This is a genomic window from Lachnoanaerobaculum saburreum DSM 3986 (assembly GCF_000185385.1).
GTDB lineage: Bacteria > Bacillota > Clostridia > Lachnospirales > Lachnospiraceae > Lachnoanaerobaculum > Lachnoanaerobaculum saburreum.
In genome coordinates this window covers 1,201,807-1,223,236 of sequence record NZ_GL622296.1, presented here as the reverse complement: position 1 = coordinate 1,223,236, position 21,430 = coordinate 1,201,807, and the positions used below count along the sequence as shown (strand labels likewise).

20 protein-coding genes are annotated in these 21,430 nt (G+C 39.2%); 4 read left to right on the top strand and 16 right to left on the bottom strand.

All coding sequences use genetic code 11. The features are described 5' to 3' along the window. From HMPREF0381_RS05730 to HMPREF0381_RS05700, 7 genes are all read right to left on the bottom strand, one after another. Positions 1 to 864 (bottom strand): homoserine dehydrogenase (locus HMPREF0381_RS05730; protein WP_008750973.1); only part of this gene is annotated, 864 nt, incomplete at its 3' end. Positions 865 to 867: 3 nt separating this feature from the next. Next, the gene (locus tag HMPREF0381_RS05725; protein WP_008750972.1) at positions 868 to 1,311 is read right to left on the bottom strand and encodes an ACT domain-containing protein; all 444 of its coding nucleotides are present in this window, start codon (positions 1,309 to 1,311) and stop codon (positions 868 to 870) included. A gap of 135 nt (positions 1,312 to 1,446) precedes the next feature. Further along, positions 1,447 to 3,162, bottom strand: coding sequence for a phospho-sugar mutase (locus HMPREF0381_RS05720; RefSeq protein WP_008750971.1), 1,716 nt, complete (start codon positions 3,160 to 3,162; stop codon positions 1,447 to 1,449). 63 nt (positions 3,163 to 3,225) lie between these two features. Next, the gene (locus HMPREF0381_RS05715; RefSeq protein WP_008750970.1) at positions 3,226 to 4,080 is read right to left on the bottom strand and encodes a DNA-3-methyladenine glycosylase family protein; all 855 of its coding nucleotides are present in this window, start codon (positions 4,078 to 4,080) and stop codon (positions 3,226 to 3,228) included. Further along, positions 4,073 to 4,969, bottom strand: a complete 897-nt coding sequence (locus HMPREF0381_RS05710) for an RluA family pseudouridine synthase (RefSeq protein ID WP_008750969.1) — start codon at positions 4,967 to 4,969, stop codon at positions 4,073 to 4,075. The genes HMPREF0381_RS05715 and HMPREF0381_RS05710 overlap by 8 nt, the downstream gene beginning before the upstream one ends. Further along, positions 4,969 to 5,241, bottom strand: coding sequence for a metal-sensing transcriptional repressor (locus HMPREF0381_RS05705; protein WP_008750968.1), 273 nt, complete (start codon positions 5,239 to 5,241; stop codon positions 4,969 to 4,971). The genes HMPREF0381_RS05710 and HMPREF0381_RS05705 overlap by 1 nt, the downstream gene beginning before the upstream one ends. Then, complete coding sequence (locus HMPREF0381_RS05700; RefSeq protein ID WP_008750967.1) at positions 5,241 to 7,793, bottom strand: heavy metal translocating P-type ATPase; 2,553 nt, start codon at positions 7,791 to 7,793, stop codon at positions 5,241 to 5,243. The genes HMPREF0381_RS05705 and HMPREF0381_RS05700 overlap by 1 nt, the downstream gene beginning before the upstream one ends. 416 nt (positions 7,794 to 8,209) lie before the next feature. Between HMPREF0381_RS05700 and HMPREF0381_RS05695 the strand changes: the two genes are divergently transcribed. From HMPREF0381_RS05695 to HMPREF0381_RS05685, 3 genes are all read left to right on the top strand, one after another. Further along, complete coding sequence (locus HMPREF0381_RS05695) at positions 8,210 to 8,491, top strand: HU family DNA-binding protein (protein ID WP_008750966.1); 282 nt, start codon at positions 8,210 to 8,212, stop codon at positions 8,489 to 8,491. Continuing rightward, entirely contained in the window at positions 8,491 to 8,730 is a 240-nt protein-coding gene (locus HMPREF0381_RS05690) for an RNA-binding S4 domain-containing protein (protein WP_008750965.1), read from the top strand. Before HMPREF0381_RS05695 ends, HMPREF0381_RS05690 begins: the two co-directional genes overlap by 1 nt. 94 nt (positions 8,731 to 8,824) lie before the next feature. Beyond that, positions 8,825 to 9,703 carry a class I SAM-dependent methyltransferase gene (locus HMPREF0381_RS05685; RefSeq protein WP_040461198.1) on the top strand — a complete coding sequence of 293 codons (879 nt, stop codon included), beginning with the start codon at positions 8,825 to 8,827 and terminating at the stop codon, positions 9,701 to 9,703. Positions 9,704 to 9,797: 94 nt separating this feature from the next. On the opposite strand, the gene HMPREF0381_RS05680 is transcribed toward HMPREF0381_RS05685, so the two are convergent. The 6 genes from HMPREF0381_RS05680 to HMPREF0381_RS05655 form a co-directional block, all read right to left on the bottom strand. Further along, the gene (locus tag HMPREF0381_RS05680) at positions 9,798 to 11,117 is read right to left on the bottom strand and encodes an HAD-IIIA family hydrolase (RefSeq protein WP_008750963.1); all 1,320 of its coding nucleotides are present in this window, start codon (positions 11,115 to 11,117) and stop codon (positions 9,798 to 9,800) included. Next, positions 11,114 to 12,073 carry a carbohydrate kinase family protein gene (locus HMPREF0381_RS05675; protein WP_008750962.1) on the bottom strand — a complete coding sequence of 320 codons (960 nt, stop codon included), beginning with the start codon at positions 12,071 to 12,073 and terminating at the stop codon, positions 11,114 to 11,116. The genes HMPREF0381_RS05680 and HMPREF0381_RS05675 overlap by 4 nt, the downstream gene beginning before the upstream one ends. A gap of 70 nt (positions 12,074 to 12,143) precedes the next feature. After that, positions 12,144 to 13,550, bottom strand: a complete 1,407-nt coding sequence (locus HMPREF0381_RS05670; protein WP_008750961.1) for a sodium-dependent transporter — start codon at positions 13,548 to 13,550, stop codon at positions 12,144 to 12,146. Between the two features lie 121 nt (positions 13,551 to 13,671). Continuing rightward, positions 13,672 to 14,616, bottom strand: a complete 945-nt coding sequence (gene msrB, locus HMPREF0381_RS05665; RefSeq protein WP_008750960.1) for a peptide-methionine (R)-S-oxide reductase MsrB — start codon at positions 14,614 to 14,616, stop codon at positions 13,672 to 13,674. 99 nt (positions 14,617 to 14,715) lie between these two features. Beyond that, a complete protein-coding gene (locus tag HMPREF0381_RS05660) occupies positions 14,716 to 15,108 on the bottom strand; it encodes an RrF2 family transcriptional regulator (RefSeq protein ID WP_008750959.1) in 393 nt (130 codons plus the stop codon). A 154-nt stretch (positions 15,109 to 15,262) separates the two neighbouring features. After that, a complete protein-coding gene (locus HMPREF0381_RS05655; RefSeq protein WP_008750958.1) occupies positions 15,263 to 17,365 on the bottom strand; it encodes a flavocytochrome c in 2,103 nt (700 codons plus the stop codon). A gap of 181 nt (positions 17,366 to 17,546) precedes the next feature. On the opposite strand from HMPREF0381_RS05655, the gene HMPREF0381_RS05650 reads away from it, so the two are divergent. Then, positions 17,547 to 18,494: a 3-hydroxyacyl-CoA dehydrogenase gene (locus HMPREF0381_RS05650; RefSeq protein ID WP_008750957.1), complete on the top strand. Its 948-nt coding sequence runs from the start codon at positions 17,547 to 17,549 to the stop codon at positions 18,492 to 18,494. Positions 18,495 to 18,567: 73 nt separating this feature from the next. On the opposite strand, the gene sdaAA is transcribed toward HMPREF0381_RS05650, so the two are convergent. Genes sdaAA through HMPREF0381_RS05635 form a run of 3 tightly spaced genes read right to left on the bottom strand, consistent with a single transcriptional unit; the run spans position 18,568 to position 21,326 of the window. Continuing rightward, positions 18,568 to 19,437 carry an L-serine ammonia-lyase, iron-sulfur-dependent, subunit alpha gene (sdaAA, locus tag HMPREF0381_RS05645; RefSeq protein WP_008750956.1) on the bottom strand — a complete coding sequence of 290 codons (870 nt, stop codon included), beginning with the start codon at positions 19,435 to 19,437 and terminating at the stop codon, positions 18,568 to 18,570. Positions 19,438 to 19,445: 8 nt separating this feature from the next. Beyond that, positions 19,446 to 20,111 (bottom strand): L-serine ammonia-lyase, iron-sulfur-dependent subunit beta, encoded by a 666-nt coding sequence (gene sdaAB, locus HMPREF0381_RS05640; protein WP_008750955.1) that lies wholly within the window; start codon positions 20,109 to 20,111, stop codon positions 19,446 to 19,448. 12 nt (positions 20,112 to 20,123) lie between these two features. Next, positions 20,124 to 21,326: a dicarboxylate/amino acid:cation symporter gene (locus HMPREF0381_RS05635; protein ID WP_008750954.1), complete on the bottom strand. Its 1,203-nt coding sequence runs from the start codon at positions 21,324 to 21,326 to the stop codon at positions 20,124 to 20,126. Positions 21,327 to 21,430: the final 104 nt, after the last annotated feature.

Genomic DNA, 21,430 nt, shown 5'->3' with positions numbered 1-21,430 from the left:
CTTTCCAAGCATATTTCCTTCCACCATAATACCGTTGAACACATCATTTACCATATAGAGCGGATGGTCTCTTTCCACCATTACAGGTGCTACAAATGCATATAACATACCGTCTTCAAACTTTGAATCTCCAAAGAGTTTTATAGAAAGTTTCATATGCTTGGCATATTCAAAATCTGTAGTATCTATCTTTGTAATACCCTCTGTATAGATTTCCTCAAAGTTTACTTCCTTGCCTGTAGCTAAAGATGCCAGTATAGCAATCTTTCTACAAGTATCATGCCCTTTTACATCCGCTTCAGGGTTTCTCTCAGCATAACCGAGTTCCTGTGCTGTAGAGAGTGCTTTTTCAAAATCCTCACCCTCGGCATCCATCTTTGTAAGGATATAATTGGTTGTACCGTTTAAGATACCTGTAATCTCTTTAAAATGCTCACCGGCATAGCTCTCCGTAAGTGTTCGGATTATCGGAATTCCGCCGCCTACACTTGCTTCAAAGAAGAAGTTCACATTTTTTTCTTTTGCAATCTTTAAAAGTTCGGTACCATGTGCCGCTACCAATGCCTTATTTGATGTAGTAACATGCTTTCCTGAAAGAAGTGCATCTCTTACAAACTCAAATGCCGGAGATGTTCCGCCCATTGTCTCAACCACTGCATCTATATCATTGTCCTCTATAATTTCTTTTATATCATGTACAACCAGACTTTCCCACTCGCTACCCGGGAAATCACGAATATCAAGTATCTTTTTTACCGCTATATCTTCACCTGTCTTTTGCTTTAAAAGTGCATTGTTTTCCTTTATAACTTCATATACACCTGAACCTACCGTTCCAAATCCTAAAATTGCAACATTAAACATACATTACTCCCTAGCTAAAATTTTTATATCAAAGATGCCTTCCAAGCTTCCGATTTCATCTACCATCTTAGACAAGTCTCCGGTATCCTTTAAAATCTCTATAGACAAAGAAATAGTTGCCACACCGCTTACAGGTATAGTTTGATGTATTGTCAAAATATTGGCATGATATTTTGCAACTACTGCCAAAAGTTCCGATAAAAGCCCCGGTTCATCTGATATTTGAATCGAAAGTGTAATATTTCTTCCCTTTGAAGAATCATCAAAAGGAAATATATCATCTTTATATTTATAAAATGAGCTTCTGCTTATACCACATTTGTCTGTGGCTTCCTTTACAGTCATTATCTTATCCGCCGTCAAAAGCCTTTTTGCCTCGACTACCTTTATAAGCACCTCCGGTACCGCCTTGTCTTTTACCACATAATATTTGACATTTTGTTCCATGTTCGCCTCTAAAATACATCTGTTCGTCTACCGCACAATGATAGCATACAGGATTTTAAATTGCAAGCAAAAATCTTTGTCAATATCTGATTTCAGGCACAAAAAGAGGCTGAAATCTACAGCCTCTAAAAAATTTTATGCTAAATGCTTCTTTAATTCATCCGCTATTTTGCTCTCAAGTTCTCTTGCACCGGCTTCATTTTCACCGCTTATTGCAAGGTATAATTTAAGCTTAGGCTCCGTTCCCGACGGTCTTAGTACGGCACTTGAATTGCCCTCAAGCATATATTTGATAACATTTGACTTCGGAAGTTTTATCTCTTCCTTGGCACCTGTTTTAAGTGTGGTCTGAGTGGAAGTCTCATAATCTCTTACCTCAAGCACCTTTATACCTGCAATCTCACTTGGAGTATTGTTTCTGAAGCTGTCCATTATTTCATCCATCTTTTTCATGCCGCTCTCGCCGTCAAACTCAAATGAATAAAGTGTATTAAGATAATATCCGTACTTCTTATAAAGTCCCTCAAGTACCTCAAGCAGTGACTTTCCTTTGGCCTTATAGTATGCAAACATCTGTGCTATCAGATATGATCCGTTTACCGCGTCCTTATCTCTTACATAGCTTCCTGAAAGATATCCGTAACTCTCCTCAAATCCGAGAAGATATCTGTTCACCTCTCCGTCTTTTTCAAGACCTGCAATCTGATCACCTATATACTTAAATCCTGTAAGTACATCTCTGGTCTCAATGCCGTAGTCATCCGCCACTCTCTTTGCAAGATCTGTTGTAACTATAGTCTTTACAAGTACAGGATTCTTCGGCATAATGCCCATAGCTACCTTTCTCTTTGCAATAAAGTCTGTAAGAAGTACACCTACCTCATTGCCTGAGAAAAGTCTGAAATCATCACCCTGTTTTACGGCAATACCCACTCTGTCACAATCAGGGTCTGTAGCTATAAGTATATCCGCTCCAACTTCCTTAGCCACCTTAAGCCCCACCTCAAGCGCCTGTCTTATCTCAGGGTTCGGGTATGGACAGGTCGGGAAATCACCGTTTGGAGTTGCCTGCTCCTTTACCACTTCAATATTCGTAAATCCGTTTTTCTTAAGACAGGTTGTAACGCATCTAAGTCCTGTTCCGTACAGCGGTGTATAAGCAATCTTTACATCCTTATTTATATCATCACCTATGAAAGTCTGTGTTGAAACCGCATCTATGAATGCATTAAAGGTATCTTCGCTTACGTATTCGATAATGCCTGACTTTAGCCCCTCTTCAAAGTCCACTACAGGATAATTTTCAAAAGTATCGACACTGTTTATCTCATCAAGTATTCTGTCTGCAACTTCATTTGCTATCTGACATCCGTCCGCACCATAAACCTTATAACCGTTGTATTTTGAAGGGTTGTGACTTGCCGTAACAATAATACCTCCGTCACATCCGAGTTCTCTTACCGCAAATGAAAGAGACGGTGTAGGCATAAGTTCTTTCCAGATATAAACCTTGATACCTGCTCCTGCAAATATACCTGCCGCTCTTTTTGCAAATACATCCGAATTATGTCTGCTGTCATATGCTATGGCAAGCTTAGGTGTCTTTGAAATTGAATTGATATAGTTTGCCAATCCTCTGCTGGCTTTACCTACAGTATATATATTCATTCTGTTGCTTCCGACACCAAGTACACCTCTTAAACCGCCCGTACCGAATGCCAATTCCTTATAGAATCTGTCATTAACAGCATCTTCGTCGTTCTCGATAGCCGCAAGCTCCGCTATAAGATTTTCATCCTCCAGTTTAGCACTCTTCCAAGTCTCATAAGTTTTTTTTGTAAGTTCGTTCATAATGCTCCTTTCATAGGAAATATGTCCCTTTACCGTTTTGGTACTATACTATGATACCAAATTTTATGGTTGTTTTCCACTATGTTTCGTACTTTCTCTGCCATAATAGAAAATATATTGTTGAATAACTCCGGCATAACCGTCATAGAGTTTTAGCGGAAATTCTCCGGCATAATGCTCATCAATCATTCTCTTTATCCAGACATCAATAGGAAAGGCCGCAATCCTGTGATATCCGAAAAGTGCCACACAGTTTGCCACTTTGATACCTACTCCTTTAAGGCTCATAAGTGCCGCCAAAAGTTCATTGTCATCAAGCCCGCTTAAAGCTTCAAGGTCAATATCTCCTCTGTATACGGTCTTTGCAGTTGCCTCAATATATGGGCTTCTATATCCCAATGAACAGGCATTTAACTCATCTACGCTTGCATTTGCAAGTACTTTAGGTGTAGGGAAAGCAAAAAACTCACTGTTTTTATCAATATTTTTTATAAAGTCAGGTACTTTCATATCTATCTTTTTGCCATATCTTTTTGCAAGCTTTTCGATAGATGACTTTATTGCAGGTATACTCTTTCTTTGTGAAATAATAAAAGATATTAACATCTCCCATTTATCCTGATTAAGTATTCTGATACCGTAGGAGTACTCGGCGGCATTTATCAAAAACAAATCATCTGCCGGAATATTCTTTTCAAAATCACTGTAGTCAAGTCTTAAGTCAAAGTAGTCCATCCAAAAGTTCTCAAATTCAAACTCACTGCATGAGAGTATATATCCGTTCTTATCCTCTTTTATAAACAAAAGCTTATCCCCTGCCACAAGGCTGTACTCATCATTATAAACGTTAAATCTAAATATCTGTCCGCTGTCTGCAATCTTTTTCATATCCAGATGCGGATATTCTATTCTAAACATATTCTTTCCTATCAATTCTTTCTGTAAAATCTGTCGGCAGCTCACATTCTAAATGCAGTCTCTTTCCTGTCAGAGGTTGCAAAAGATCAAGACTTTTTGAATGCAACAGCGGCCTTACATTATCTTTATCATAATACTTTTCATTATATAAATAATCGCCTACAAGCGGATGCCCTATATGGCTCATATGTACTCTTATCTGATGCGTCCTTCCGGTCTCAAGCCCAAGTTCTATCAAAGAGGCCCCTCTCATCCTTTTTAAAATCTTATAATGAGTTATAGCCCTATGACCGTTTGCACTTACTCTTCTCTTTATAAGTGTATTATCCTCTCTGGATATAGGTGCATCTATGCTCCCGCTGTCTGTAAGGCTTCCGTCATCTTCAACTATGGCATTGTATATTCTTTTTATCTCACGCCTTTGCATTGAGGTATTCAGTATGCCGGCACTAAGAAAATGCTTTGCCACAACAGTAAGCCCTGTAGTATCCCTGTCAAGCCTGTTTATACATCTGAAGACAAAATTTTTATCCCTGTAGTAATACATCAAAGCATTTGCCATTGAATTGTCATAGTTATTAAGGCTTGGATGAATAGGCATATCGCTTGGTTTATTTACCACCACTATATCATCATCCTCATATTTTATATCAAGCTTTATGCAAACAGGCAATATATTTTCACTGTTATTATATTCACATACACGAACAAGAAGCCGGTCAAACCTTGCCGGCTTCTGATTCATATATGCCCAAATACCGTTGAGCAATATACCGTTTTCATATTTTTTTAATTTGGCTATATTTGAAGCGGTATATCCCTTACTTTTTAAAAAGTCCGATATACTCTTATAGTCCTTATCTATTATATATAGGATCTGTCTTTCCATTACTTCATCATCTTCTTTATAGTATTTGACAGCTCGACTATCTTTTCCTTTCTCTCTTCGTCACTGCCTGTGGCGGCGGCATCAAGGATACACCCTTCAATATGACCTTCAATGATAGTACGATTCACCCTCTCCAAAATAGCTCTGGCGGCAAGTACCTGATTTGATATATCAATGCAGTATCTGTCCTCTTCAACCATTTTTATGATTCCCTCAAGCTGTCCTTTTGCAGTTTTTAATTGTCGCAGAACAGTCTTAGAGTCGGCTCTCATTATACCACCTCATAACCTGCGTCAGTGATAGCCTTCTTTACCTTCTCAAGATCTGTGCCGTCGGTATACTCTATTGTAACATTTTTTGCGTCCAAATTCACTATTGAATTGCTTACACCCTCTACGGCCTTTGTTACTTTCTCCACTGTTGCCTTACAATGTTCACACATCATTCCGTTTACATTAATTACTGTTGTCATAATTTTTTCCTCTTTCTTTTTTTCATTATTTTCAATGAGAACTATCTCATCATTGCCTGATTTATTATTCTTTATATTTACCCGCTTAAATCCGCGAAGTCTAAGTGCATTGCTTACCACACATACACTGCTCATTCCCATAGCCGCCGCACCGAACATCGGACTGAGCTTCCATCCGAGGCTTAAATAAAATACACCTGCCGCAAGCGGGATTCCTACGGAGTTATAAAAGAATGCCCAGAAAAGATTCTGCTTTATATTTCTTATAACCGCCTTGCTAAGGTCAATGGCTGTCGCCACATCATTTAATGAACTGTGCATAAGTACTATATCCGCACTCTCTATAGCCACATCTGTTCCGGCACCTATTGCAATGCCTACATCAGCTCTTGCAAGTGCAGGTGAATCATTGATACCGTCACCTACCATTGCCACCTTATGTCCCGCCTCCATAAGCTTTCTTACATGCTCTTCCTTATCTGTAGGAAGGACCTCGGCTATTACCTTGTTGATACCTGCCTGCTTTGCAATAGCTGTTGCGGTATTTTTGTGGTCACCTGTTAAAAGTACCACATCAATATCTCTTGCCTTAAGAGCCTCTATAGCCTCTTTGCTGTCATCCTTTATAGTATCCGCTACCGCTATGATTCCAATAAGCTTGTTATCCGCCATAAAATACATCGGAGTCTTACCCTGTGATGCCAGCTCATTACCCTTATCAAATACAGTGTCAAATCCTGTGTCGTTTCCGACAGTTTCCTTTATTGCCTGCTCATTACCGGCTACAATCTTTTTGCCGTCAATATCCGCTCTTATACCTCTTCCCGATTGTGCCCTAAAATCCTTCGGCAATGAAATTGCCAGATTTTTTTCTTTGGCTTTTTCCACAATAGCCTCGGCAAGCGGATGTTCAGAGGCACTCTCCACACTCGCCGCCAGCTTCAAAAACTCATTCTCATCTATATCAAACCCTATAATATCTGTAACTACAGGTTTTCCCTTGGTTACCGTACCTGTTTTATCAAGCACTACGGTATCAATGCTGTGAGTGGTCTCAAGCGCATCAGCCGACTTTATAAGTATACCGTTTTCAGCTCCCTTTCCGGTACCGACCATTATTGCTACAGGAGTGGCAAGACCAAGTGAACATGGACAGGATATAACAAGTACCGCTATAGCACGATTGAGTGCAAATGAAAAATCATATCCGAGTACAAGCCATACAATAAATGTAACCAAGGCTATTCCCATTACTACAGGCACAAATACACCTGCAACCTTATCCGCCATCTTGGCAATAGGTGCTTTAGATGATGAAGCCTCCTCCACCAAAGCGATAATTCTTGAAATAGCCGTATCCTCGCCTACATCTGAAGCCTTTATCTTTACACTTCCGTTTTTGTTAATTGTAGCACCTATCAGTTTATCTCCCTTATCCTTTTGCACCGGAATACTCTCACCTGTGATGGCACTCTCATCAACACTTGTACTTCCCTCTATTATGATGCCGTCTACAGGGATGCTCTCTCCGGGCCTTATTACCACTATATCTCCAACTCTTACATCCTCAGTCAGAATATTTTCTTCCACACCGTCTCTTATTACATTGGCTCTCTTTGGTGAAAGGTCTATAAGCTTTGAAATAGCGTCTGTAGTTCTTGCCTTTGAACCTGTTTCAAAGAACTTACCCAAAGTAATCAAGGTAAGTATCATAGAAACCGACTCAAAGTAAAGATTTTTTCTATACTCTGTTACAATATTTATATCATTATTATTTAGCGCATATCCCATAATATAGATTGCTATAACACCATATATAAAAGCCGCTATAGTGCCTACCGCAACCAATGTATCCATATTCGGGGAAAAGTGGCTAAGTGACTTAAATCCGCTTATATAATACTTTCTGTTCACATACATTACAGGAAGCACCAACAAAAGCTGTGTCAGTGCAAATCCTACCGGATTGCCTGCTCCCGATAAAAAGTTCGGAAGCGGCAGACCGATCATACTTCCCATACTGAAATACATCAATATAGCAAGGAAGATAATAGATACCTTCAGTCTGAACTTCATAGAGCTTATAGCATCATCATTTGTCTTTTTGATGCTCTTATCCTTTGCTTTTTCCTTTGTATCACCTGCAAGCGAAGCACCGTAGCCTGCATCAACTACACTTTTTATTATATCCTTTGAACTAAGCTTCTTCTCATCATATTCAACCTGCATAGAGTTGGTCAAAAGATTTACAGAAGCCTTATCCATACCGACAAGCTTACTTACCGTCTTTTCCACCTTTGCGGAGCAGGCGGCACAACTCATTCCTGTGATATTGTACTTTTCCTTTATCATATATATCCTTCCTTAGTATATATCCTTTGCACTTTTAAGGGTGCCGAAACAATAATATAATAAGCTACTTATATACTAAAAGCAACTTATATACCTTCACCGAGTGTAAAATGAAGAACTTACCGTCACAGTGTTCTTACTTTCAACACATACACCCCCACGGGGTATATGTATAATACATCAATTATTATACCCTTGTCAACCAAAAATATATATTTTCTTAAAATTCAATTTCATTATATCAAAGAAAGCCTTACAAAATGGCTTTTTTGCTTTATTGTTCTTGACAAACCGCCGTAAACAGACTATAAAAAGTATGTTATGGGTGGTGCTATGCCTCATAATAATTGCCGTTTATAATCGGCGACACTATTTTAGTATAATGTTTTTTCAAACATTATTTTTAGGAGGAAAAAATGAATAGAACAGAGTTAATCGATGCTATGGCTAAGAAGATGGGCGATTCCGTTACAAAAAAAGAAGCTGAATCAGCTCTTAAGGCTTTTGTAGATGTTGTTACAGAAGAGCTTACTAATAAGGGAAAAATCCAGCTTGTTGGTTTCGGAACATTTGAGACATCTGTAAGACCTGAAAGAGAGGTTAGAAACCCAAGAACCGGTGAGACAATGAAGGTTGCCGAGAGTGTAGTTGCAAAGTTTAAGCCGGGCAAGGCACTAAAGGATGCTGTTAATAACTGATGCGTATTGACAAATTTTTAAAAGTTTCAAGAATAATCAAAAGACGCACAATAGCCAATGAAGCATGTGATGCAGGCAGAGTTCTTATAAATGATAAAGTCATCAAAGCATCTGCTGAGGTAAAAGTTGGAGATATTGTAGAAGTATTATTCGGTGGTAAATCTGTAAAGGTAGAGGTTCTTTCACTAAAGGAAACCACAAAGAAGGATGAGGCACAGGAATTATTTAAATATCTTTAGTAGATAGCCGGTTTATCCGGCAAGAACAATGCCGTATGGGTTTTTCCAAACGGCATTGTTATTTTATATAAATCAATTTTTAGGAAGAAATATTATGTGGATTGCGGATAATTGGAAGGACTATGAAATACTGGATACTTCAAACGGCGAAAAACTTGAAAGGTGGGGAAATTATATACTTGTAAGACCCGACCCGCAGGTACTTTGGAATACCGAGCATAAAAACCCTGCATGGAAAATAAAAAACGGTCACTACCACAGAAGCAAGGCAGGTGGCGGACATTGGGAATTTTTCAATCTTCCGAACACATGGAGTATTGACTATGAGCTTGCATCAACAAAGTTAACCTTTAATCTGAAACCTTTTACTTTCAAACATACAGGTGTATTTCCCGAGCAGGCGACAAACTGGGACTTCAGCTATAAAATGATAAAAAATGCAGACAGAGAGATAAATTTGCTCAATCTGTTTGCCTATACAGGTGGGGCTACACTGGCCTCCGCAGCAGCAGGTGCTTCAGTTACACATGTGGATGCAAGCAAGGGTATGGTAGGTTGGGCAAAAGAAAATATGATAAGTTCCAATCTTTCAAATGAACCTGTCAGATGGCTTGTGGATGACTGTATCAAGTTCGTTCAAAGAGAAATCAGACGCGGAAATACTTATGATGCAATAATAATGGATCCGCCGTCATATGGCAGAGGCCCAAAGGGTGAGATATGGAAAATAGAGGACTCTATATACGATTTTATAAAACTTACTACAAGACTTTTAAGCAAAGAGCCTCTCTTCTTTCTTATAAACTCATATACTACAGGTCTTGCCCCCGGTGTACTTACCTATATGATCAAAAAATCACTTGAAGAAAACCTCCTTCCTTCTGCAAATATTGAAGCTATGGAGATCGGACTTCGTGTGAACAAATCGGAATACATATTGCCATGTGGTGCAAGTGCCAGATGCACATGGTAAAAATAACAGGCTTTTAGTTTTATAATCCAAATCATAGGATTATAAATTAAAAGCCTCTATAAAAATCTATTTAATAAAATCTATTTAATAAAATCTATTTAATATCTTTAATTATTTTTTCTACCGCATCAAATAGGTCTTTCGCCTTGATATCACAACTTCTGTCATACTTGCCGTCATTTCCTGCAAATCCGGTTTCTACAAGTACCGACTTGACTCCGGCATTTCTTGCCGTCTCAAGATCCATAGTGGAATCTCCCACCATATATGACCTTGACAGGTCAATATTATACTTGTCAACCGCCTCCTCTATCATACCGGTCTTCGGCTTTCTGCATTCACAGTCAAACTTAAGTTCAGGCACCTCTCCTTCAAATCCCTTGTCAGGATGATGTGGACAATAAAAAATATCATCCACAAAAGCTCCCTTCTCACCAAGAAGTGTCTTTAACTTATTGTGAATATTGTGAAGCTCCTCAAAACTGCATTCACCTCTTGCAATAACAGGCTGATTTGTAATAACTATTGCCAATGCACCACTCTTATTTATAGCCTTTACAGCTTCAATTGTTCCGGGAATCAGCTCAAGATCTTCAGCCTTTGAGATAAATCCCTTTGAAATATTCATAGTGCCGTCTCTGTCAAGAAAAACAGCTCTTTGTTTGTTCTTAAGATTCTTGGATGCAATAAGACCGCTTCTAAGCTCTTCAACAGTTGCATTGATTCTGTCCACAGTGCCTACATCCTTTACATACTCGGGTGAATGATAGGCATAGATATTTGCTCCCTGTTTTACCTGATTTGCCAAAATATCCTTTTCAAAGTCAATCTTTACAGGCTCTTTTACAAGTTCAAGCAGTTCTCTATTTATAATATACATACCTGCATTTACCATATTGTCATACCAGTAATCTCTTACATTGTGTTTTGAATCAAATCCGACGACCTTACCGCTCTCATCCGTCTGTATAAGATCGGAGTCATAGGGATGACCGTTCGGATGTGCAAACAGTGTGGTAAGTGCGGCATTTTTGAAATGGAAGTCCTCCATTCTGTCAAAATCAATATCAAAGAATACATCACCGAAGATAAGCAAAAAATCTTTTGCATCCGTCTTATCCTTAAGATAACAGAATGCACCTGCCGTGCCTAACGGCTCTTTCTCTACAATGTAGTCAATATCCACACCGAAGTCCTTGCCGTCTTTAAAGTGCTCCATAATCTTTTCACCTAAATGACCTACAATCATTACAATCTTTTTTATACCGTATTCTTTCAGTCTTTCAACCTGATGTTCCAACAGTGGCTTTCCGTCTACCGAAACCATAGGCTTCGGAATCTCATCATTTGTTATACTGCGAAGTCTGCTGCCCTTTCCCCCTGCCATAATAACCGCAACATCTATTTTTTTCATTTATTCAACCTCTCTACCACCTCTTCAAATGTAGGAATACTTACTATACCGCCTCTTTTTTCTACACAGAGACTTGCCACCGCATTTCCGTATTTTGCAATATCATACATCTGACTTGTAGTGATTTCATTTAAGTTTACTTCTTCGCTTAAAAATCTTGCTAAAAGTCCGCCCCAGAATGAATCTCCGGCACCTGTAGTATCAACAACCGTACTTTTAAATCCCGGAACCTCCACATAGCCTGAAGCCGATACCACCAATGCACCTTTTGCCCCGAGAGTTACTACAGCAAGCTTTACTCCGTTATCTATCAGATGCTTTCCGGCTTCAAGCGGATCTGAATACGGTGTTAAAAGTGAAGTCTCCTCATCAGATATCTTCATAACATCCGCAAACTGTATCATAAGCCTCATCATTTCCATAGCCTTATCCACATTTTCCCAAAGCGGAGCACGATAGTTGGGATCATAGGATATAATTGCACCTGCATCCTTTGCAATCTTTACAGATTCAAATGTAGCCGTTCTTGCCGGTTCATCTGTAAGTGAAAGTGAGCCTACATGGAAAATCTTTGTATCTGTCAGCATATCCTTATTTATCTCATCTATAGTAAGCCTTGTATCCGCTCCCGGCTTTCTTGCAAAAGAAAATCCTCTGTCTCCTGTTATAGAGAGGCTTACAAATGCAAGAGTTGTAAAGACGGAAGGATCTGTAATCAAACCGCTTGTATCAATAGGTACACTCTCCAGTGTACTTCTTAAAAAATCACCATGCATATCCGCACCTATCTTACCGATAAATGCCGTCTTTAGACCTGACCTTGATACTGCTGTCAGCATATTTGCAGGCGCACCTCCGGGGTTTTGCTCAAAAAGCCTCATACCTGCCTGTGAAAGACCTGCCGGTGTAAAATCAATCAATAACTCGCCCAATGCAACTACATCCCAATTCTTCATCAAAAAACTCCATTCTTCTTATAATGTCGGAACAATACCTTATATAACCGATACTCCAAACAGCCTAATCTTATAGATTGATAACTCCCAAAGTATTAAGTATAGCACTAACCAATATAATAATTAAAAATACCGGTGCGAACACTCTCATCACTATATTATACATTCTTTTTCTCTTAAATGCGGAAGAATATGATATTTCTTCATCAATTTTTTTCAATGTGATAATCCTTACCACCAGATAGCAGGTAGCCAAGGCTGCTATCGGCATCATTATAGAATTGGTAAGGAAGTCCAAAAAATCCAAAACAGGCATTTTAAAAATCTTTACAAAGTCAAGCACACCGTAACCTGCCGCAGATGAGCCGCCTACAAAGACCATTATAAAAGCCATCAAAATGACAGACTTGTTTCTGCTAAGATTTAACTCATCACAGAATGTTGAAATACTTGTCTCTACAAGTGAAATAGCACTGGTAAGAGCCGCCAAAAGTACAAGTAAGAAAAAACCGATACCTGCAATCCTTCCTGCACCCATACTCTCAAATACCTTAGGCAATGTAATAAACATCAGTGAAGGTCCTGCCTTAAGCTTATCAGGGTCTCCTCCTGAAAAAGCAAATACTGCCGGTATTACCATAAGTCCTGCCAATACGGCTACACCTGTATCAACCATCTCCACTCTTGAAGTGGAAATCTCCACATCCACATCCTTTGTCAGATATGAACCATATGTATAAAGAATACCCATTGCAATAGAAAGTGAATAAAACATCTGTCCAAGTGCGGCAACCACAGTCATAAGTGAAAAATTATGAAAGTTCGGTACAAAGAAATACTTCACACCTGCCATAGCTCCGGGTCTGGTAACGGAATACAGTGCCACAACTATTGCAAGTATTATAAGAAGCGGCATCATTATCTTTGATACCCTCTCAATTCCCTGCTCCACTCCGCCAAGTATTACTACAAAGGTGGCAAGTGCAAATATAACAAACCAAAAGAAAACCACTTTCGTATCGCCTATAAAACCTCCAAAATATCCGTCAGCTGCAAGTCCGTCCACATTGCCCTTTATATACTCTACAAGGTATTTTACTACCCAACCGCCTATAACACTGTAATAAGGCACTATCAATACAGGAACTATAGCATTTATAAATCCGCCTATCTTTAATATCCTGCTGTTCCCAAAGTGATTGAAAGCACCTATAGCACTTCTTTTTGTCATTCTGCCTATAGCGGTTTCAGACATAATCATTGCATATCCGAATGTAAGTGTCAGTATCAAATATGTAAGTAAAAACATTCCGCCGCCATACTTTGCCGCCAAATATGGAAATCTCCAAATGTTACCAAGCCCCACCGCAGAGCCTGCAACAGCCAATATATAACCAAGTCCACCTGAAAAATTAGCTCTTTTTTCATCAGTCTTTTCTATTTTGGTATCTTCACCATATCTAAAATTGTCAGCCATATCTATCCCCTTTACTTTTCTTTGTTAAGACTAACATTTTAAAGCCCTATTTACAAGAAAAATTTATTGTAAATTTAAAAGCCTCACCTATAAAATTAAGTGAAGCTTTTTATAATCTTTATTATTTTATATATTTTTTCAAATATCCATAACCTTGTGCGTCCATTTTATCAATCGGAATAAAGCGTAGTGCGGCTGAATTGATACAATATCTAAGTCCGCCAAGTTCACTCGGACCGTCATCAAATACATGACCCAGATGTGCATCGGCTGCATTACTTCTAACCTCAATTCTTCGTCTACCAAGGCTTAGATCCTCATTATATCTCACCAAATCCTTTTGTATAGGCTTTGAAAAACTTGGCCAGCCGCAACCTGACTCAAACTTATCTATGGAAAGAAAAAGCGGCTCACCTGAAGTGATGTCCACATAGATACCTCTTTCAAAGTTTGAGTTAAATTCATTGTCAAAAGGTCTTTCAGTCGCTGCATTCATAGTGACATCATACTGAAGCGTTGTCAATTTTTCCTTAAGCTCCTTATCATCAAGCTTTTTATAGTTTTCACTTCTTACTATCGGCTCATTTGCCAAATTCAAATTGATATGACAGTAGCCGTTCGGATTTTTATCAAGATAGTTTTGATGATATTCCTCGGCACTGTAGAAGTTTTCCAACGGCAATACCTCAACTGCAATTTTTTCATTATACTTTCTTTGCTCTCTTTCTACAGCAGCTTTTATTACCGGTAACAGGCTTTCGTCTGTATAATATATTCCGGTTCTATACTGTGTTCCCACATCATTTCCCTGCTTATTTACACTGACCGGATCAATTATTCTGAAATAATATATAAGTAAATCCTCAAGGCTAATCACATCCGTATCAAATAAAACCCTTACAGTCTCCGCATGCCCCGTATTATGTCGGCACACATCCTCATAGCTTGGGTTTGCTGTCTTTCCGTTGGCATAGCCGCAGGTAGTATCTTTTACACCCTCAATCCTTTTAAAGTAGCCTTCCACACCCCAAAAGCAGCCGCCGGCTAAATATATTTCTCTTATCATATACCTGCTCCTTATTAAAATTTTAAAACTATTATAGCACCGTTTTAAGTATTTGCAATTATATTTTTTACAATTATTTTTATCAAAAAAAGGATAAACCTATAAAAGTTTATCCAAAGTGGTCAGTTGCAATTCTCTGTTAAGTGAGTTCTGTATTCTATTGAATTCTCTATTTAAAGTACATTCTCCACATCTATTATTTACACAGTCATAGCCGTCCCTTATACATTCTGTAATACTCATATCTTCACCTAATGCAACACATATATCATAAAGTGTTGTACAGGTTAAGTCACATTTCAGATAGTAACCGCCATTTACACCTCTCATACTCCCGACAAGCTTTGACTTAAGCAAACTGTTCAAAACCTTATATGTAATAGCCTGTGGCAGATGTTCTTTTTTTGCAATCTCCGTTGCGGAAATTTTTGTATTTCCCTTTAATGCCCGTACAACTCTTACAGCGTAGTCCATTTCTCTGGTAATCAGCATTTGTCCTCCTAAATATAATTATAGATGTCATCCTACTCTAATACTTAGATAGTAACATAAAGTAATGTATTTTTCCATTGTTTTTTATATAATTTTATATAAGTAATTATATATTAAAAAGCTGACATCCTTTTTGGATATCAGCTTTGCTTAGCTACTGTGCTTTAGCATTTTTTATAGCCTCCGTAACTCCCTTAGATGTCACAGATGCTCCCGATACATTGTCAACCTTGAACTCACCGCTCTTTTGCATTCCTTTTTTGATCTTATTGACAGCTTTAGCACCTATTTCAGCCGTTTCCTTAGGACCTGAAATTTCCAAATCACTCACTATACCCTTCTTAACGGTGAATGTAACCTCTATATCACCTCCAAAGCCCTTTGCACTTCCCTTATATGAGCCGTCCTTAAGGTCGGTTTTTATGTCCTTGGCTTTAAAGTTTGCATCTTCAGTCTGTGCCGTGATAGTTCTCTTGGTGTTGCCGCCATTGTCAAGTACATACTTATTTGCACTGTCACCTGCAATTCTGCCGAACACCACAATATCTGTAACGGCATTTCCGCCAAGTCTGTTGGCACCATGCACTCCGCCTGTCACCTCACCGGCAGCAAAGAAACCGGGAATAACACTTCCGTCTTCCTTAAGTACCTGTGTTTCCTTATTTATCTTTACACCACCCATTGTATGATGTACCGCCGGCTTAGCCAAACCTGCAAAATAAGGCGGTTTGGACAAAGGCACTTCCATGCTTTTTCTGCCAAACTCACTGTCTTGACCTGCCGCCTGCATTTGTGCGTACTTTTCCATAGTGGCTACAAGATTTGCTTCATTGATACCTGTTTTTTGTGCCAATTCTTTTATACTGTCCGCCTCTACAATGATTCCCTCATTGATATACTTTTCTATAGCGGAAAGTGACTCTCTTACCGCCGTATCAAATACAAGCCAGCTCTCACCGTTTGGCTGAGCCATTATAGCTGCGGAAACCACATCTCTGGTGTCAAGTTCATTGACAAAGCGTTTTCCGTCATCATTTACAAGTATTGCACCGTTTCCACGTACACCCTCTGTATACATAGTTGCCGTATCAGGATTTACAGTCGGATGAGTCTGAATCTGCTCAATATCCTTAAGTCCGGCACCAAGTTCAAGTGCCATCTCAATACCGTCACCGGTTGCACCTACATGATTGGTGGTAATAAATCCTTTAAGTTGTGGAGCATATTCCGCCACCATCTGTGAATTTGCACTAAAACCGCCTGTAGCAAGTACCACAGCCTTTGTACCGATAACAAAGATTCCGTTTTCATCCTCCGCCTCTACACCTGTTATCCTTCCGTCCTTATCTGCAATGATCCTTGTCGCTCTGGTCTCCAATAAAACAGGTATACCGAGCTTATCAAGCTTGGCATTAAATGTCTTTACAAGCATCGGACCTACAGCGGATGTATCACTCGGTCTATGTATTCTCTTAACACTTGCACCGCCAAACTGTCCTACTACTGAAAGGTCACCACCTATTGAATTAACCCAATCTACAGCTTGGGCGGAATTCTCTACCAATGTTTTTACAAGTTCCGGGTCATTCAGATTCTTTCCACCCTTCATAGTATCCTCATAGAAAAGCTCATTGCTGTCTTCTATACCGTCTCTTTTTTGATACTTTGTTTCTGAAGCATTCAAGCCGCCTGTAGCTCTCACAGTATTACCGCCTGTAATAGGCATCTTCTCCAAAATAACTACATTTGTAGCACCGTTTTGTGCAGCCTCTATTGCAGCACTCATTCCTGCACCGCCTGCACCTATTACTACAATATCTGCCGACTGCGGCTTTCTCTCACCTTTTATTTCTTTACCTTGAGCCTTTAGTAAAGCTTTCTTCAGTGCATGCCTTAAGCCGCTTGATGTAATGGTTGCACCGCTTACAGAATCAAATTCCGTATCTACATTTGCCTTCATCTGTTCATTCAGCTTCTCAACAGCAGCTTTTCCTATATCGGGAGTCTCACTGTCTCCCTTAAATGAAATTTTTTCTATTCCGTTATCTCCTACTTTTACTGTGGCTCTTACATTTCCGCCAAAGCCCTTGTCTGTGGCGGAATATGTACCTGCAATATACCTGATATTGTCTTTTATATACTTTCTGACACCGTCAGTAACCGGAAAAGCTATTATAACAGTAATAACAGCAGCCAAGACCATTAAAAATAGTCCCGCTACATTGCCATTGTTCTTCTTTGTCGGTTGCTTACCCATCCATTTCCTCCTTGAAACTTTCAAAACCTACCGGAATATTATAAAAGAAAGTTAAAAAACTATCAATAAATATTTTAAAATAAAATACAATATTCACTTTTATTTTATTTTTTAGATGCTATAATAAATTTTATACAACCAAATATCACAGTGATATTTATTCTTTCAGTAAGGAGGCAATATGAAAAATATAACAGTTGCAGGTGGCGGTGTACTTGGCTCGCAGATAGCATTTCAGACGGCTTTTTGCGGCTTTAACGTAAAGATATGGCTTAGGAGTGATGAATCAATAGGAAGAACACAGCCGAAGCTTGACAGATTATATGGTATTTATAAGCAGACACTTACACAGGCAAAAAAAGAGCTTGGAAGCGGAAAGGTTTTTCCAAGAGGCTTGATTACAGATTCCTCCAAAGTTAATGAATCTGATATAGACAAACTTTTAAAAGCCGTCGAGAGAGCTTATAAAGAGATAAAACTTACAACAAGCCTTGAAGAGGCTTGTAATGATGCGGATCTTATTATCGAGAGTATGGCAGAAAATCTTGAGGCTAAGATTGCATTCTATAAGTTACTTGATCCGCATCTTGAGGAAAAAACTATAGTTGCCACCAACTCTTCAAGTATGGTCCCAAGCCAGTTTCGTGACTGTCTAAGCAGACCGCAAAAGTATTTGGCAATACATTTTGCAAACAATATCTGGATTGGCAACACTGCTGAAATCATGGGACACAGCACTACATCAAAGGAGGCTTATGAAGCGGTAGCCGATTTTGCTTCAGAGATCAAGATGATTCCGCTGCGTCTTAACAAAGAACAGCCCGGATATATACTTAACTCTATGCTGATACCTTTCCTTAACGCAGGTCAGATGTTGCTTGCAAATGAGGTCGCAGATCCGGCTACAATTGACCTAACATGGAGACTTGGCACAGGCTCACCCTACGGTCCCTTCCAAATCCTGGATATTGTAGGTCTCAACACTGCATTTAATATAGTATCAAATAATCCTCTCTCAAAAGACCCGACCACTGTACAGGGCAAGATAAAAGCAATACTTGAAAAGTATATTGCAGAGGGTAAGACCGGAGTGAATGCCGGAGAAGGATTCTATAAATATACAAAATAGATTTTAACTGAATAAGGGGCTATACGCCCCTATTAAATTTGATTTTTTTATATCGGTTGTACAGATAATAATGTTACCCGCATATTCCACATGCATTGCATGCACTTGGAGCCACAGCACAGCCACCCAGAGCGGTTTCACGAAGTTCTACAGGCATTCTCTTGCCTACCAGATACATGGTTTCAAGCATCTCATCAAACGGGATAAGCTGTGTAATACCTGCAAGTGCCATATCTGTTGCTACAAGGGCATTTGCCACACCTGAAGCATTCCTGTTTTGACATGGATACTCCACCAATCCTCCTACAGGGTCACATACAAGTCCAAGCATATTCATAAGGACTGTTGATGCGGCATCAAGGCTCTGTGCGGGAGTTCCACCCATCAGTTCCACTGCACCTGCCGCCGCCATAGCGGAAGCCACTCCCATCTCCGCCTGACAGCCGCCCACTGCGCCTGCGACTGTGGCATTTCTCATAGCAAGGTAGCCTATAGCACCTGATGCAAACAATGCATCTATGACTTTCTCATCTGAGAATGAGTACACATCCTGCATCGCAAGCAGAAGCCCCGGCACAACACCTGATGAGCCTGCTGTGGGTGCCGCCACAATAAGCCCCATTGAGGCATTGCACTCAAGTACCGCCACAGCATACGTTATACCCTTGCTTAAGACCGCACCTCCGATATTTTTCTTTTCTTGGCTGTAGTCATTAAGTTTCTTTGCCTCACCGCCTATCAGGCCTCCCATAGATTTCATCGGTGTATTGACAGGCGTTGTTGCGGAATTTCTCATGATTTCAAGAACTCTTCTCATCTTTTTTATTATCTCTTCTTTTGAGCTTGTACCCTCATCATATTCCCTTTGTTTCATCACTTCAGAAATAGACATACCGTTACTGTCACAAAGCTCTAAAAGTTTTTTCGCATTACTAAAATCCATAAACTCTCCTATTGAACTATCATCACCTGTGATATATATTCATTCTTGTACAAGTCATCCTTTACAGTATTTTGAATAGGCTCATCAGACTCAATTATAGTATAAGCTTTATTGCCTTTTGACTCTCTGTACAGTTTCATAAATGCAATATTTATACTGTGTTCACAAAGTATCTTTGTGATATAGGCTATCATTCCCGGTCTGTCCTTATGTACCAATATTAAAGCACTGTACTCACCTGAGAAGTCTATATCGACTTCACCTATCTTTACTATCCTTACCTTTCCTCCACCCAGTGACTCACCTCTTACAGTCACCCTTTTACCTTTTTCATCCTCCATACACACATCTACAGTATTCGGATGAATGTCTGTTACTTCACTGTTTGGTGTAAACTTGTATTCAATACCTTTTTTCTTTGCAATATCAAATGAATCACGTATTCTTACGTCATCTGTACCAAACCCCATAAGACCTCCAAGCAATGCTCTATCCGTTCCATGGCCTTTATAAGTTTTTGCAAAGGACCCGTACAAAACAAACTCCACTTTTTTGGGCTTACTTCCAAGCATCTTTCTTGCTAAAAAAGCTATTACACATGCTCCTGCTGTATGTGAGCTGCTGGGTCCAATCATGTTCGGACCCAGTACATCAAAAACACTTATAAACGGCATATCTGTCTCCCATTACTTTTTTAATATAAACTTCTGATATATTGCCTCTACTACCACACCTATAGCATTATCACCTGATACATTGCAAGCAGTTCCGAATGAATCCTGTGTAATATAAAGTGCTACCATAAGCGCACATATCGGGCCGTCCGTATTTCCCAACTCTTTTCCAAAAATCATATATAAAAACGGAAGTGCAGTCATTATGGAACCACCCGGTGCACCCGGAGATGCCACCATTGCAATACCCAAAGTCATTACAAACGGAACTACCGTATGAAGTCCTATCGGGATTCCGTTCATTAAGCATACTGCTGTAGCGCAGGCTACTATAGTGATCATAGACCCTGCCATATGTATATTTGCACACAGCGGCACTACAAAATTTCTTATCTCCTCACTTACGCCGTCATTTTTTGCACACTCAAGATTTACAGGTATTGTTGCAGCTGATGACTGTGTTCCTATAGCGGTTGTATATGCAGGAATTTGATTCTTAATAAGCACAAACGGATTCTTCTTGCTGACGGCACCTGCCACTGTAAACTGGATTGTTATTATAATCAAATGCATTATTATAACAACTACAAATACTTTCCATAAGATACCAAGTATAACAAATGTTCTTCCTGATTTTGTCATATCTACAAATGTACCGCAAATAAACAGAGGAAGTAACGGAATGATTGCCTTGTGAAGCACCTTGTCAATTATGGTTGAAAAATCCTTAAAACTGTTATAAAGTGTATCTCCTATCTCTTTTCCACGCATTGCAGACATACATAGTCCAAGTATAAATGCAAGTACAACTGCCGATAATGTATCTATTACAGGTGGAAGAGCTATAGAAAAGAAGGAATCTACCGAATTCCCCGCTGTAGCTTCTATCTGTGCAAGTGCATCCGCGCTGATAAAGCTTGGAAACAATGTTGATGATACCAGATATGAACCTGAACCTGCGACAATTGTTGAGCCGTATGCAATCAGAACTGTGATAAGAAGCAGCTTTCCCGCCCCCTGTGATAAATCTGCAATACCCATAGTGACATATGCAAGAATCATCAGCGGAATTACAAATTTCAGAAATGAGCCGAAAATCCCCGACAATGTTACCACAAACCTGCATACGCTCTCAGGCAAAAACTGACCTATCAAAATACCGATGACAATGGCGATGATAAGTTTCGGCACTAAGCCGATTTCATGTTTTTTCATTAAATTTCCCCTCCTAAAACATGGACATACCAATTTCATTAGTATTATTTTAGCATACTTTTAAGAAAAAATTAACTTAAATTTATAAATTATAAATTTTAAAT